Origin of the sequence: Pseudomonas sp. ICBG1301 (assembly GCF_016918385.1) — a bacterium.
GTDB classification, from domain to species: Bacteria; Pseudomonadota; Gammaproteobacteria; order Pseudomonadales; family Pseudomonadaceae; genus Aquipseudomonas; species Aquipseudomonas palleroniana.
In genome coordinates this window covers 1-14,197 of the sequence record NZ_JAEKGB010000005.1, presented here as the reverse complement: position 1 = coordinate 14,197, position 14,197 = coordinate 1, and the positions used below count along the sequence as shown (strand labels likewise).

The 14,197-nt window shown below is 60.2% G+C and carries 14 protein-coding genes; 4 read left to right on the top strand and 10 right to left on the bottom strand.

What is annotated here, in order from left to right; translation table 11 throughout:
* Positions 1-11 precede the first annotated feature (11 nt).
* Together JBE38_RS12985 and rpoS are read left to right on the top strand one after the other, a co-directional pair.
* A complete protein-coding gene (locus JBE38_RS12985) occupies positions 12-851 on the top strand; it encodes a peptidoglycan DD-metalloendopeptidase family protein (protein WP_060754060.1) in 840 nt (279 codons plus the stop codon).
* A gap of 106 nt (positions 852-957) precedes the next feature.
* On the top strand, positions 958-1,971 hold the full coding sequence (rpoS, locus tag JBE38_RS12980) for an RNA polymerase sigma factor RpoS (protein ID WP_090366377.1): 1,014 nt from the start codon (positions 958-960) through the stop codon (positions 1,969-1,971).
* Positions 1,972-2,171: 200 nt separating this feature from the next.
* Here rpoS and JBE38_RS12975 read toward each other — a convergent pair whose 3' ends face one another.
* Positions 2,172-2,381 carry a cold-shock protein gene (locus JBE38_RS12975; RefSeq protein ID WP_002554837.1) on the bottom strand — a complete coding sequence of 70 codons (210 nt, stop codon included), beginning with the start codon at positions 2,379-2,381 and terminating at the stop codon, positions 2,172-2,174.
* A 402-nt stretch (positions 2,382-2,783) separates the two neighbouring features.
* On the opposite strand from JBE38_RS12975, the gene dcd reads away from it, so the two are divergent.
* Positions 2,784-3,350, top strand: coding sequence for a dCTP deaminase (gene dcd, locus JBE38_RS12970; protein ID WP_016973172.1), 567 nt, complete (start codon positions 2,784-2,786; stop codon positions 3,348-3,350).
* Between the two features lie 107 nt (positions 3,351-3,457).
* Entirely contained in the window at positions 3,458-3,664 is a 207-nt protein-coding gene (locus tag JBE38_RS12965; protein WP_060754062.1) for a hypothetical protein, read from the top strand.
* Between the two features lie 16 nt (positions 3,665-3,680).
* Here the strand turns inward: JBE38_RS12965 and pdeM are convergent, their stop codons facing one another.
* The 9 genes from pdeM to JBE38_RS12920 form a co-directional block, all read right to left on the bottom strand.
* Positions 3,681-4,331: a ligase-associated DNA damage response endonuclease PdeM gene (gene pdeM, locus JBE38_RS12960; RefSeq protein ID WP_205344415.1), complete on the bottom strand. Its 651-nt coding sequence runs from the start codon at positions 4,329-4,331 to the stop codon at positions 3,681-3,683.
* Positions 4,331-6,811 carry a ligase-associated DNA damage response DEXH box helicase gene (locus JBE38_RS12955; protein WP_205344414.1) on the bottom strand — a complete coding sequence of 827 codons (2,481 nt, stop codon included), beginning with the start codon at positions 6,809-6,811 and terminating at the stop codon, positions 4,331-4,333. Before JBE38_RS12955 ends, pdeM begins: the two co-directional genes overlap by 1 nt.
* 54 nt (positions 6,812-6,865) lie before the next feature.
* Positions 6,866-7,630 (bottom strand): ABC transporter ATP-binding protein, encoded by a 765-nt coding sequence (locus JBE38_RS12950; RefSeq protein ID WP_060754065.1) that lies wholly within the window; start codon positions 7,628-7,630, stop codon positions 6,866-6,868.
* A gap of 13 nt (positions 7,631-7,643) precedes the next feature.
* A complete protein-coding gene (locus tag JBE38_RS12945; protein WP_205344413.1) occupies positions 7,644-8,762 on the bottom strand; it encodes a succinylglutamate desuccinylase/aspartoacylase family protein in 1,119 nt (372 codons plus the stop codon).
* Between the two features lie 26 nt (positions 8,763-8,788).
* Entirely contained in the window at positions 8,789-9,499 is a 711-nt protein-coding gene (locus tag JBE38_RS12940; RefSeq protein WP_060754067.1) for an ABC transporter permease, read from the bottom strand.
* The gene (locus JBE38_RS12935) at positions 9,496-10,224 is read right to left on the bottom strand and encodes an ABC transporter permease (RefSeq protein WP_060754068.1); all 729 of its coding nucleotides are present in this window, start codon (positions 10,222-10,224) and stop codon (positions 9,496-9,498) included. Before JBE38_RS12935 ends, JBE38_RS12940 begins: the two co-directional genes overlap by 4 nt.
* Positions 10,225-10,283: 59 nt before the next feature.
* On the bottom strand, positions 10,284-11,063 hold the full coding sequence (locus tag JBE38_RS12930) for a transporter substrate-binding domain-containing protein (RefSeq protein WP_060754069.1): 780 nt from the start codon (positions 11,061-11,063) through the stop codon (positions 10,284-10,286).
* A 216-nt stretch (positions 11,064-11,279) separates the two neighbouring features.
* Positions 11,280-12,914, bottom strand: coding sequence for an ATP-dependent DNA ligase (locus JBE38_RS12925; RefSeq protein WP_205344412.1), 1,635 nt, complete (start codon positions 12,912-12,914; stop codon positions 11,280-11,282).
* Positions 12,911-13,915 carry a ligase-associated DNA damage response exonuclease gene (locus JBE38_RS12920; RefSeq protein ID WP_060754071.1) on the bottom strand — a complete coding sequence of 335 codons (1,005 nt, stop codon included), beginning with the start codon at positions 13,913-13,915 and terminating at the stop codon, positions 12,911-12,913. Before JBE38_RS12920 ends, JBE38_RS12925 begins: the two co-directional genes overlap by 4 nt.
* Positions 13,916-14,197: the final 282 nt, after the last annotated feature.

The window sequence follows — 14,197 nt, the reverse complement described above, 5'->3', positions numbered from 1 at the left end:
GGGAGCGGCGGGTGAGTCTCACAGGTCTTGCGCAGCGTATGAGTAAAACAAGTTTTCAGCGACTGGTGCTTGGCCTTGTCTTGAGTTCCTTATTGGCGGGCTGTTCAAGCTCACCCTCAAGTGGCGCGCGGGTTGTCGATCGCAACGCCAGTTCAGTCCCGCAAAAGCCCATGGTTACCACCGGCCAGTATGTCGTGCGAAAGGGCGACACGCTGTTCTCGATCGCCTTTCGTTACGGTTGGGACTACAAAGCGCTCGCTGCGCGTAACAGTATTCCTGTGCCCTATACGATCCATCCGGGGCAGACCATTCGTTTCGATGGGCGCACCGGTTCCACGCCTACGACAGTTGTGACAAACACTGGATCTTCGCCATCGTCTTCGAGCAAAACCACCATCATCACGCGGCCTGCCGGTACCGCCGCGCCTTCGACGGCGAGCAAGCCGGCACCCGCGCCGTTGCCACCTGCGGGCCCTGCGCCAACGGGTTGGGGATGGCCCTCGAACGGTGTGTTGATTGGAAAATTCTCTTCAAACGGTAGTTTGAATAAAGGCATTGATATCGCCGGGGATTTGGGACAGCCTGTTTTAGCTGCGTCTGATGGGACAGTGGTATACGCCGGGAGTGGTTTACGGGGCTACGGCGAGCTGGTCATCATCAAACACAGCGACACCTACGTCAGTGCCTACGGTCATAACCGCAGGTTGTTGGTTCGGGAGGGGCAGCAAGTCAAAGTCGGACAGACAATTGCCGAAATGGGATCAACTGGCACAGACCGGGTGAAACTGCACTTTGAGATTCGCCGTCAAGGGAAGCCTGTAGATCCGCTGCAATTCCTGCCCCGTCGTTGATGTGTTGCACAGCCTGTTCCCTCACGTAGAAGGAACAGGCTCCAGCGTTGCCAAGGATAAAGGCGTCGCTTGAGCTTGAGGTCGAACTCACCAAAGGACTATAACAATGGCTCTCAGTAAAGAAGCGCCGGAGTTTGACATCGACGATGAGGTTCTCCTTGAAATGGAGATTCTCACCGAGAAGGAATCATCGATGTCGAATCATGAAGGAAACGCACCACCTTCAGTTCGCACCAAATCCAAGAACTCCACAGCGTTAAAGCAACACAAGTACATTGACTACACGCGGGCGCTCGATGCGACCCAGCTGTACCTCAATGAAATCGGCTTTTCCCCTCTGTTGACTCCCGAAGAAGAAGTCCATTTTGCGCGCTTGTCGCAAAAGGGTGATCCGGCTGGGCGTAAGCGCATGATTGAAAGCAACCTGCGCCTGGTGGTGAAAATCGCCCGACGCTACGTCAATCGTGGCCTTTCCCTGCTGGATCTGATCGAGGAAGGCAACCTGGGCTTGATCCGGGCAGTGGAGAAGTTCGATCCGGAGCGGGGTTTCCGCTTCTCCACCTACGCCACCTGGTGGATTCGCCAGACCATCGAACGGGCGATCATGAATCAGACCCGCACGATCCGTTTGCCGATCCATGTAGTCAAGGAGCTCAACGTCTACCTGCGGGCGGCGCGTGAGCTGACACAAAAACTCGATCATGAACCTTCGCCTGAAGAAATCGCCAACCTGCTGGAGAAACCGGTAGGGGAGGTCAAGCGTATGCTCGGCCTGAACGAGCGCGTGTCTTCGGTCGATGTCTCGCTGGGTCCGGATTCGGATAAAACCCTGCTGGACACCCTGACGGATGATCGTCCGACGGATCCTTGTGAGCTGTTGCAGGACGATGATCTTTCCCAAAGCATTGACCAGTGGCTGTCGGAGCTTACGGACAAGCAGCGTGAGGTGGTGATTCGCCGCTTCGGCCTGCGTGGCCACGAGAGCAGCACCCTGGAGGATGTAGGCCTGGAAATTGGCCTGACCCGTGAGCGGGTGCGGCAGATCCAGGTGGAGGGGCTCAAGCGCTTGCGTGAGATCCTTGAGAAGAATGGCTTGTCGAGTGAGTCGTTGTTTCAATAACGCCGTAGCTTGCATGTGAGAGGGGGCTTGCTCCCGATAGCGGTAGATCGGTCACTGGATGCATTGACTGAGGCGCCGCTATCGGGAGCAAGCCCCCTTGCGCATTTTTGTGCCTGGCATAAAGGATGGTAATACCAAATCCCAGGCATAAAAAAACCCCGCTTTTAAAAGCGGGGTTTTTTCGACTAAGTCAGTACAAGTTAGATAACTTGAACTTCTTCAGCTTGCATGCCTTTCTGACCGCGGGTAGCGATGAAAGAAACCTGTTGGCCTTCTTTCAGGCTTTTGAAGCCGTCGGACTGGATAGCTTTGAAGTGTACGAACAGGTCGTCACCGGATTGTGGAGTGATGAAGCCGAAGCCTTTTTCATCGTTGAACCACTTAACGGTACCAGTTTGGCGATTAGACATGGTGTATCTCCTTGGACAAAGTTAACTGCGACTCAGGAAAAGCCCTGGCCGAGACTGAGTGCAAAGAGCAGGAAAAATTCTTGGAGATGGTTGGATCGAAATTCAACATATCGTGTAGAGATTCTCAGTGACACAAGCAACACAGTGGCGCCACCTTAACCCTTTTTCCGGAACGTGCCAATGATATTTCCGTAGGTTTCTCTATTTTCGTGACTGGCGGTGGTATTTACCGTCACCAACGGCGCCAACCCGAGGCCCGGCCCCGCTGGCGGCGGCTTTATACAGGCTTGCAGGTAAGCGCAGGCATCATCAAGAAAAGCCCCACGCCCTTTGAACCCTAAGGCTGGCCCCGGTAAGATGCCCCACAGAATTTCTCCACCTCGTTATTTCAGGACACCCGCCATGAGCATCAAATCGGACAAGTGGATTCGCCGCATGGCGCAAGAGCACGGCATGATCGAGCCCTTCGTAGAGCGCCAGATGCGTGGCGAAGGCGCCGAACGCCTGATCTCGTACGGGGTTTCCAGCTACGGCTACGACGTGCGTTGCGCTGACGAATTCAAGGTGTTCACCAACATCAATTCGGCGACCGTCGATCCGAAAAACTTCGACGAGAAAAGCTTCGTCGACATCAAGAGCGACGTGTGCATCATCCCGCCGAACTCCTTCGCCCTGGCGCGTACTGTGGAGTTCTTCCGCATCCCACGCGACGTGTTGACCATCTGCCTGGGCAAAAGCACCTACGCCCGCTGCGGCATCATCGTCAACGTGACGCCGCTTGAGCCTGAGTGGGAAGGGCACGTCACCCTGGAGTTCTCCAACACCACCACCTTGCCAGCGAAGATCTACGCCAACGAAGGCGTGGCGCAGATGCTGTTCCTGCAATCCGACGAGGCCTGCGAAGTGTCTTACAAGGACCGTGGGGGCAAGTATCAGGGCCAGCGTGGCGTTACTCTCCCACGCGCTTGATCGAAAGCTCTTACACGTAAAGGGAATTAGTCTGCGGGAAGTGACTCTATTAGGTGTACAGCCTCGGCGTGTGTAAAACACGCCGGGCCATGCTTGAGGAGTGCTTTATGAAGATCGACCCGCGAATCAGCGCCGAACTTGCCCGGCTGGAGCCCAACCAGATTGGCGTTCTAGCCTGGTCCCTGATGGCCGACCCTGCTTATGCGGGCGGTATCCCTGGCCAACCTGATCCAGACTCTCCGCAGCCTGATGAGCCGAATGAGCCCGCTGGCGTTCCACCTCACGATGAGCCGCCACCTGTGCCGGTGGCATGAGCCGGGTGGCCAGTTCTCAGCGAACTGGCCATACTCCCTGATCGGCTACGACAAAGATCTGCTCATCGTCACTCGGCGAAACCGGATAGCCGCCGGTAAAAGCGCCAAACGCCGGCAGCAGGCTGATCCGCCTGCCAATCTGGAAGCACGCCAGGCGCAGACTTTGCCGGCCTTTGCCGCGCAAGCGATACACCGGGTGCACGTGCCCTGCCAATACATGGTGGCTGGCATGGGCGTCCGGTTCGTGCTGCAGGGCAAACGGACCCATCAGCAGCGGCTCCGGGATCACTTCGATGCGCAGGTCGGCCGGAGGGTCACCCGCCCGCTTATCGTGATTGCCCCGAATCAACGTCAGGCTCAACCCGCGATGGCGCTCACGCCAGGCCCTGAGTGCGCCCAGGGTGCCACTGGCGTGTGAGCCCGGCCCATGCAGGAAATCTCCTAGAAAGATCACCTGTTCACAGGCAAAGGCTGCCAGCAGTTGGTCCAGCTTCGTCAGGTTTTCTTGGGTGGTGCCTTGTGGCACCGGCTGGCCGAGGCTGCGATAAGCCGACGCCTTGCCGAAATGCGCATCGGCAATCAACAGGCAGCGGCGCGCAGGCCAGTAGATCGCTTTGTCAGGCAGCAGCCACAATTCTTGTTTCTCAAGGGTTATCGAGCAAACCATCAGCGCTTCCCGTTATCCGCGACCTTTTCCAGGTCCTTGACCATCCGCGCAATACGCTCCGAGAGTTTTTCCGAACTCATGCTTTCGCGCATGCGTTCAACCAGCAGGGGAAAGGCCAGGGGCGTCGGCCGTTCGATAAGGTGCAGGTCAAGTTGCAGTGCGGACAAATGCAGCAACGTCTCTTCCAGCCGATGAATATCCAACTCATCACGCAGGACTTCTTCGCCGGCCTGGCTCAGCAGCAGGTTCTGCGGGTCATATTGCTTGAACACTTCGAAGAACAAGCCACTGGAGGCCTGCACCTGGCGCGTGCTTTTTGGCGCACCGGGATAGCCGGCGAATACCAGCCCGGCGATGCGTGCGATCTCGCGAAAGCGGCGCAGGGCCAGTTCCCCGGCGTTCAGGCTGGCCGCCACATCCGCCAGCAGGTTTTGCGGGCTGAGCAATGCGGGGCAGAGTAAACCTGGCCAGTCCAGAGGCGTGGCACTCAACAGTTCCAGCCCATAATCATTGACCGCAATCGAGAATGTCACCGGTTGCTGTTGGCTGACCCGCCACGCCAGAAGGCTTGCCAAACCCAAATGCACTTGGCGCCCGGCAAAGGGATAGAGAAACAGGTGCCAGCCTTCGCGCGACTTCAACGCCTCTGCCAGCAGGTGATTGCGTGTGGGCAGGCCCGACCAGCGCAGCTGGGTTTGCAACAAGGGTTGTACCGCTTGCATTTCCGGCCCGTCGAAATGCCCGTGCGCCGCCGCATCAAAACGCTCGATCACCGCCTGGGCCAGTTCATTGGAAAGCGGCATGCGCCCGCCATTCCAGCGCGGTACCGCAGCTTTTTTGGCGGTGCTGCGTTTGACATAGGCGGTCATGTTTTCCACGCGCACCAACTCCAGCAGCCGCCCGGCAAACAGGAAGCCATCCCCCGGTTTGAGCCGAGCAATAAAACCCTCTTCCACGCTGCCCAGGTGCTTGCCGCCGCCGCCCTTGCTCCAGAACTTCAACTGGATGCTCGCGTCACTGACGATGGTGCCCACGCTCATGCGATGCCGCCGCGCCAGGCGCGCGTCGGGAACGCGCCAGATGCCGTGCTCATCCGGCTCCACGCGGCGGTAATCCGGATACGCCGTCAGCGACAGCCCGCCATGGCGCACAAAGCCCAAGGCCCAGGCCCAATCCTCATCGGTGAGGTTGCGGTAAGCCCAGGCTCCCTGTACTTCGGCCAACAAGGCCTGCGGGGTAAAGCCGCCGCCCAGGGCCATGCTCACCAAATGTTGTACCAGCACGTCCAAAGGCTTTTCAGGCGATTGGCGCGCTTCGATGCGTCGCTGGGCGATTGCGTCCTGGGCGGCGGCGGCTTCCACCAGCTCCAGGCTATGGGTGGGCACCAGCGTCACCCGCGATGGGCGGCCGGGCGCGTGGCCGGAACGTCCGGCGCGCTGCATCAGGCGCGCCACGCCTTTGGCCGAACCGATTTGCAGCACACGCTCCACCGGCAGGAAGTCCACGCCCAGATCCAGGCTGGAGGTGCAGACCACTGCCTTGAGCTGGCCGTCTTTCAAGGCTCGCTCGACCCAGTCGCGGGTCTCCCGGGACAGTGAGCCGTGATGCAGGGCAATCACACCGGCCCAGTCCGGGCGGGCGTCCAGCAGCGCCTGATACCAGATCTCCGACTGCGCCCGCGTATTGGTAAACACCAGGCAACTGCTGCTGGCGTCGACTTCGGCGACCACTTGCGGGAGCATTTTCAGGCCGATATGCCCGGCCCAGGGAAAGCGCTCGGCGATGGGGGGCAACAGGGTGTCGATTTTCAGTAGCTTGGCCGTTTGCCCCTGCACATTGATCCCGTCGCCGTGTGGGACCAACACCTCAAGCGCGTGGGCCTGGTTCCCCAAAGTGGCGGAGATGCCCCACACCATTAATTCCGGATGCCAACGGCGCAACCGCGCCAGCGCCAGTTGCAGCTGCACGCCGCGCTTGTTGCCGATCAGTTCATGCCACTCATCCACCACCACCATGCGCAAGTGCGCCAGGCTCGTTTCGCTGTCGGCGCGGGCGAGCATCAGGGTCAGGCTTTCCGGGGTGGTCACCAGCGCGGTGGGCTGGCGTCGGGTCTGGCGTGCGCGCTCGCTGCTGCTGGTATCACCGGTACGCAGGCCGACACTCCAGGGAATCTGCAAGGCCGCAAGCGGCGCTTCCAGGGCGCGTGCCGTATCGGCGGCCAAGGCGCGCATCGGCGTGATCCAGAGCACGGTCAGCGGCGGTGCCGGCACTTTGCGTTTACCCGCCGCGGGCGGGCGCGTGCCGGCGAAGCGATTGAGCGCGGCAAACCACAACGCATAGGTTTTACCGGCGCCGGTGCTGGCGTGCAGCAAACCCGATTGGCCGGCCTTGACGGCAGCCCATACGTCTTTCTGGAAGGTGAACGGCTTCCAGCCCTGGGTGGCAAACCATGTCTTGGCGAAGTCGAGGGGTTTTGCCATGGGGCAGGTGCTCTGGAGGCTCTAAGTCAAAGACCCTCCAGGCGCCCCAAAGGTTTACTTCAAGTTGCCACTCAAGAACTGCTGCAGGCGTTCGCTCTTCGGGTTGCCCAACACGTCTTCCGGCGCACCTTGCTCTTCGACCAGGCCCTTGTGCAGAAACAACACCTGGCTCGACACCTTGCGCGCAAAACTCATCTCGTGGGTCACCATGATCATGGTGCGACCTTCTTCGGCCAGGCCCTGAATCACCTTCAACACCTCACCGACCAGTTCCGGGTCGAGGGCCGAAGTCGGTTCGTCGAACAACATCACCTCAGGCTCCATGGCCAGGGCGCGGGCGATGGCCACCCGTTGCTGCTGGCCGCCGGACAGGAACGCCGGGTACTGGTCGGCCACTCGTGCCGGCAAGCCCACCTTGTCCAGGTAGCGACGGGCGCGGTCTTCGGCGTCCTTCTTGCTGCAGCCCAGCACCCGGCGCGGGGCCATGGTGATGTTTTCCAGCACGCTCATGTGGCTCCACAGGTTGAAGTGTTGGAACACCATCGCCAGGCGCGTGCGCAAGCGTTGCAGTTCGGCGTCATCGGCCACGCGCATGCCGTGGCGGTCGCTGACCATGCGGATCTGTTGACCATCCAGGGTCATGGCGCCGTCATTGGGCGTCTCCAGGAAGTTGATGCAGCGTAAAAAGGTACTCTTGCCGGAGCCGCTGGCGCCGATCAGGCTGATCACGTCGCCGGTCTTGGCCTTGAGCGAAACACCTTTGAGCACTTCATTGTCGCCATAGCTTTTATGCAGGCCTTCAACAGTCAATTTGTACATGGAGCGTGCATCCTCAAGGCGAAAGTAGGTAGCCGCTGCGGTAGGCCTCAATGCCGGCGACATGGCTGATCACCATCCCGGCAGTGGCCATCCGCCGCAGCGAACGGGCGTAAAGCAGGCCGGCGTTTTTACACTGCACGGGTGTTACGCGGTCGGTAATGGGGTCGATGATTTCGGCGATCAGTTGCCCGGCTTCCAGGTACTCACCGGGCAGGGCGCTGAACACCAGCAGGCCGCCGACCGGCGTGGCCACAGGCTCCACACCTGCCAGCGGAGTGGCCGGGTAGGGCAGTTCGGGCAGTGGCGCGATGTCGCCTTCAATCGCACCGAAGTGAATCAAGTAGTCGATGATCGCCTGGCAGTCGAGGGCCGCCAGGCCGTGGTTGACGTCGCCCTGGCCACGCAACTCGACGGTCACCGAGAAGCTGCCCATGGGAATCGGGAAGCGCTCGCCAAAACGTTGCTGCAACTGCCACCAGACCAGGGTGAAACACTCATCGAACGACTGCCCACCGGAGTCGGTGGCGAGCAGGTTGGCTTCCGAGCCGAGATAGCGCGCCAGCGGTTCCACCTGCGGCCAGGCTTGCGGGGTGGTGTACAGGTGCGCCACGGCTTCGAAGTCGCAATGCAGGTCGAGCACCATGTCGGCATCGCAGGCCAGGCGTTGCAGCACCAGGCGTTGGCAGTGCAATTGGGTGTCGGCTGTTTGCGCGGCGAGGGCGCCGCGCAGCGCGCTGCGGATCAGCTCGAGGTTGTGCTGTGGGTCATCCCCGAGCCGCTCCTCGATCTGGTTGCCCACTTCGTCACTGAGGTCGACAAACCGGCGGTTGAAGTTCTGCCCGCTTTCCAGTTCGTAGCGACCCAGGGGCGTGTCCATCAACACCTGTTCCAGGCCCGCCGGGTTGGCAATGGGTACCAGCGCGATCTCACTGCGCAGGCGGCCGGCCGCTTCCAGTTGCGCCAGGCGCGCCTTGAGGTGCCAGGCCACCAGCATGCCCGGCAGCTCATCGGCGTGCAGCGATGACTGGATGTAGATCTTGCCTTCAGCCTGTTCCGGGCCGAAGTGAAAACTGTGAATCTGCCGCGCCGTGCCTGGCACCGGTGCGATCAGATCATGTACCTGATGTCGCATGACTGCTCCTACGCGTGAAAAGCGGCTTAATGGCTGGGGCCCAGGAAAGCCAGCCAACGGCGCTCCGCCAGACGAAACAGACCCACCAAGGCAAAGGTCACAGTCAAGTAGATCAGTGCAGCGATACCAAATGATTGAAAGGTCATGTAGGTGGCCGAGTTGGCATCCCGGGCCACCTTGAGAATGTCGGGCACCGTTGCAGTGAAGGCCACCGTGGTCGAGTGCAGCATCAGGATCACTTCATTGCTGTAATACGGCAACGAGCGACGCAGGGCCGAGGGCATGATCACGTAGGCATATAGCTTCCAGCCGGTAAGGCCGTAGGCTTTAGCCGCTTCGACTTCGCCATGGGCCATGCTGCGGATCGCCCCGGCGAAAATCTCGGTGGTGTAGGCGCAGGTGTTGAGGGCGAAGGCGAGGATGGTGCAGTTCATCGCATCGCGAAAAAATGCATCCAGTACCGGCTGCGCGCGCACGGCCGCGATGCTGTAGATGCCGGTGTAGCAAATCAGCAACTGGATATACAGCGGCGTGCCGCGGAACAGGTAGGTGTAGAACTGCACCGGCCAGCGCACCCAGCGCTTGGATGATACGCGGGCGATGGACAGCGGGATCGACACCAGAAAACCGAAGACCAGCGACAGGCTCAGCAGCCACATCGTCATCGCGAGCCCGGTGATGTGCTGGCCGTCGCTGTACAGGAAGGGCCGCCAGTATTGCTGCAGAAGTTCGATCATCGCACGGCCTCCCGGGACCCAGCGGAGTAGCGACGTTCAAGCCGACGCAGGACGAAGTTGGAAGCGCTGGTAATCAGCAGGTAGATCAACGCGGCAAGCACCAGGAAATAGAACAGCTGATAGGTACTCTTGCCGGCATCCTGGGCCGCCTTGACCAGGTCCGCCAGGCCAATGATGGAGACCAGCGCGGTGGCCTTGAGCATCACCATCCAGTTATTGCCGATGCCCGGCAGGGCAAAGCGCATCATCTGCGGGAAGGTCACGTAGCGAAACCGTTGCCCGCGCTTGAGGCCATAAGCGGTCGCCGCTTCCAACTGCCCACGGGGCACGGCGAGGATGGCGCCGCGAAAGGTCTCGGTAAAATAGGCACCGTAGATGAAGCCCAGGGTAATGACCCCGGCGCTGAATGGGTCGATCTCGATGTAGTCCCATTCCATGAAGTCGGTAAAGCCGGTCAGCCAGATTTGCAGGCTGTAGAAAATCAGCAGCATCAGCACCAGGTCGGGCACGCCGCGAATCAGGGTGGTGTAGAGCTGGGCGGGAATGCGCAACAGGCGCACGCTGGACAATTTGGCGCTGGCGCCGAGCAGGCCCAGCAGGACACTGACGGCCAGGGAGGCGACCGACAGTTTCACGGTCATCCACGTACCTTGCAGCAACAGCGGGCCGAACCCCTTCAAACTGAAGGCACTGAGCCCCAGGGTTTGTAAAAGATCTTCAAACATGAATTCAGGACCTATGGCGATAAAAAAGCGCCCACCTGAAAACGGTGGGCGCCAGGGTGTTATTTACCGCTGTACAGGTTCAGATCGCCGAAGTGTTTCTTCTGGATGGTGGCGTAGGTGCCATCATCGTGTAACGCTTTGATACCTTTATCGAGAAGCGCCTTCAGCTCTTTGTTACCTTTTTTGATACCGACCGCAGTTTTAGACGGCAGCAATGGGTCGTCGATAGGCTTGCTGACTTCGTAGCCAGCGCCCGCCGGCGACTTCAGGAAGCCCAGTTCGGCTTGCAGCATGTCTTGCACCGAAGCGTCGAGACGCCCGGAGGTCAGGTCGGCGTAGACCTGGTCCTGGTTGGCGTAGGCTTTGGTGGTCACACCGGCTTTATCCAGTACGGCCTTGGCGTAGGCTTCCTGGATGGTGCCTTGCTCGTAGCCTACGGATTTGCCCTTGAGGGATTCAGGCGTGGAGAAGTTCGCGCCTTTTTTGAACACCAGCGAGGTCGGGCCAGAGAACAGTTCGCTGGAGAAATCGATCGCCTTTTCACGGGCTTCAGTCACGGTCATGGAGGAAATCACGCCATCGAACTTGTTGGCGTTGAGGCCTGGAATCATGCCGTCGAAGTCACTTTCCACCCACTTGCACTTCACTTTCAGCTCGGCGCAGATCGCATTGCCCAGGTCGATATCGAAGCCCACCAGGCTGCCGTCGGCGGCCTTGGACTCGAATGGTGCGTAGGACGGATCGACACCAAAACGCAATTCCTTGTATTCCTTGGCCAGCGCGGTACCAGCAGCCATGCACAGAGCCAGTGCAGAAAGGGTCAGCAATGCTTTTTTCATTATGTATTCCCTGGAAACCAAGATAAGCGCTTGTGGCGCGTTTAGGACTGTTACTGAACGGTGTCAGACGGATCACAAGTAGCAATTTCTGCACCATAGTTCCGGATGATCGGTTTAAAAGGTGGGATAAGGGAGTTGTGAGTGTAGGATATGCCCGAAAATGGGCATTGAATTTTCAATGCACCATCTTGGAACGCATGCGGTTGGAAATACCTGTCAGCTCAGCAAGTCTTGTAGGATGACCAAGGTGTCAGCCTCGTCCACCGACTTATCCTGCCGCCACCGCAACATCCGTGGAAAACGCACCGCGATGCCACTCTTGTGCCGTTTGGACAAAGCGATCCCCTCAAACCCCAGCTCAAACACCATGCTCGGCGTCACGCTGCTGACGGGACCGAATTTCTCTACTGTAGTTTTGCGCACGATGGCATCGACTTTGCGCATTTCTTCGTCGGTCAGCCCTGAATAAGCCTTGGCGAATGGCACCAATGTGCGTTCCGTGCCCGGCGGGCCGTCCCACACCGCAAAGGTGTAGTCGCTGTACAGGCTGGCGCGCCGCCCGTGGCCGCGCTGGGCATAGATCAACACCGCGTCGACGCTGAAGGGGTCGACTTTCCATTTCCACCACACGCCCATGTCCTTGGTGCGACCCACGCCGTACAGGCCATCACGCGCCTTGAGCATCATGCCTTCCACGCCGAGGCGGCGAGAATCTTCGCGTTGCTCGGCCAACTGCGCCCAATCAGTGGCCGTCAGCAAGGGCGAGGGCAACAGCACAGGGCTGTTGCACTGAGCAATGACCTGCTCAAGTTGGCTGCGCCGCTCGGCCTGGATGTGGTTGCGCCAGTCGTGGCCCTGGTATTCCAGCAGGTCGTAAGCCAGCACGGCGACGGGCGCATCCTCGAGGACTTTTTTGCTCAGGGTTTTGCGGCCGATCCGCTGTTGCAGCAGGGCAAAGGGTTGCACAGTGTCCTTCCACACCACGATTTCGCCGTCGATCACCGTGCCATCCGGCAGGCTACCGGCCAGGCTGTGGAGCTCGGGAAAGCGCTCGGTGACCAGTTCTTCGCCGCGTGACCAGACCCATAACCGACCCTCGCGCTTGACCAACTGCGCGCGGATGCCGTCCCACTTCCATTCCACCTGCCAGTCGCTGGGTGAGCCAAGCAGCGCGTCGAATTGCTCGAGCGGTTGCGTCAACCCGTGGGCGAGAAAAAATGGATAAGGCTGCCCGCCGCGTTGCGCATGTTCGTCGGATGATTCGGCGGCGATCAGCTTGAGGTAGCCCTCGGCGGTCGGGCGGTTGGACAAGTCGGTGTAGCCCACCAGGCGCTGGGCCACGCGTTTACTGTCCAGGCCGGCCATGGCGGCGAGGGCCCGGGTGACCAGCAATTTGGAGACGCCGACACGAAAGCTGCCGGTGATCAACTTGATGCAGACCATCAAGCTCGGTTGATCCAGTTGCGCCCACAACGCGGGCAGGCGCTCGGTCAGTTCCTGTGGCGATAAGCCGCGCAGAGGCAGGAGCTTGTCTTCAAGCCACGTCGCCAGGCCATCCTCCGAGGTGTAGGCGGATTCCGGTAATAGCAAGGACACCGTCTCGGCCAGATCGCCCACCGACTGGTAGCTCTCTTCGAATAGCCAGGGCTCGATCCCCGATGCTTGCGTGGCCATTTCCCGTAGCAAGCGTGTGGGTACCAGTTGCCGTGGCCGGCCGCCGGATAAAAAGTACACGGCCCAGGCGGCGTCTGCCGGCGATGCCTGTACAAAATAGGCTTGCAGCGCCGCGAGCTTGGCGTTGCTGGAGGTCGTGGCGTCGAGGTTGGCGTACAGCTCGGCAAAGGCTTTCATGCCGTGGCCTCTTCTTCATCATCGCCATATTCGGTAGTGAAACCCTGGGCATCCAGGCCTTTTTCCCTCAGGTGGCGCACCAATACGTCGACGGAGCCGTGGGTGACCATCACCCGTTCGGCGCCGGTTTGCTCGATGGCCCACAGCAGGCCCGGCCAGTCGGCGTGGTCCGATAATACAAAGCCCCGGTCGACGCCGCGCCTCCGCCGGGTACCGCGCAGGCGCATCCAGCCGCTGGCGAATGCATCGCTGTAGTCGCCGAAGCGGCGTATCCAACTGCTGCCACCTGCGGAGGGCGGAGCGATAATCAGGGCCTGACGCAACAGCGGATCGGTCTTGTTGAAATCGCCGGCATACAGGGTTTCAGGAATATAGATGCCGGCCTCGCGATACACCCGGTTCAACGGTTCGACCGCGCCATGGCTGAGGATGGGGCCGATGCTGGCGTCGATGCCATGCAGAATGCGCTGGGCCTTGCCGAAGGAGTAACAGAACAGCACGCTGGCCTTGCCTTGCGCGATATTCCCCTGCCACCAGTGGTTGATCCCGGCAAAAATCTGCGCCTGCGGCTGCCAGCGGTAGATCGGCAATCCAAAGGTCGATTCGGTGATGAAGGTGTGACAACGCACAGGCTCGAACGGCGCACAGGTGCCATCGGGCTCGACCTTGTAGTCGCCGGACGCCACCCACACTTCGCCCTGGTATTCCAGCCGCACCTGGGCCGAGCCGAGCACATGACCGGCCGGGTGGAAACTCAAGGTCACGCCGTGGTGCACCAGTGGCTCGCCGTAGGCCAGGGTTTGCAGGTTGATGTCCTGGCCCAGCCGCGAACGCAGGATGCCTTCGCCGGGTGCGGCCGCCAGATAATGCTGGTTACCGGTGCGGGCGTGGTCGCCGTGGGCGTGGGTGATCACGCAGCGCTCTACCGGGCGCCAGGGGTCGATGTAGAAGTCTCCGGCGGGGCAGTAAAGACCCTCGGGGCGAGCGATGACAAGGTCCATGGACGTGCCGGGGGCAATGGGCTTATCAGGTAGGAGGCGGCCGGGACGTGAGAAGTTCGATTATTGTAGTGAGCGGGCTTGCCCCGCGCTGGGGGGGGCGAAGCCGCCCTAAACTCAGACACCACGGTCTTTCTGAAACACCGCAGCGTCCTTGTTGGGGCGGCTGCGCCGCCCAGCGCGGGTGTAGAACCGTAGACATCGTTTACATCTGAAACCGGGGACATCGTTTACACATTTGAAGCTTGGACGCGAGTCATTCCCCGTCCAAGCCTCCCCAAGGGA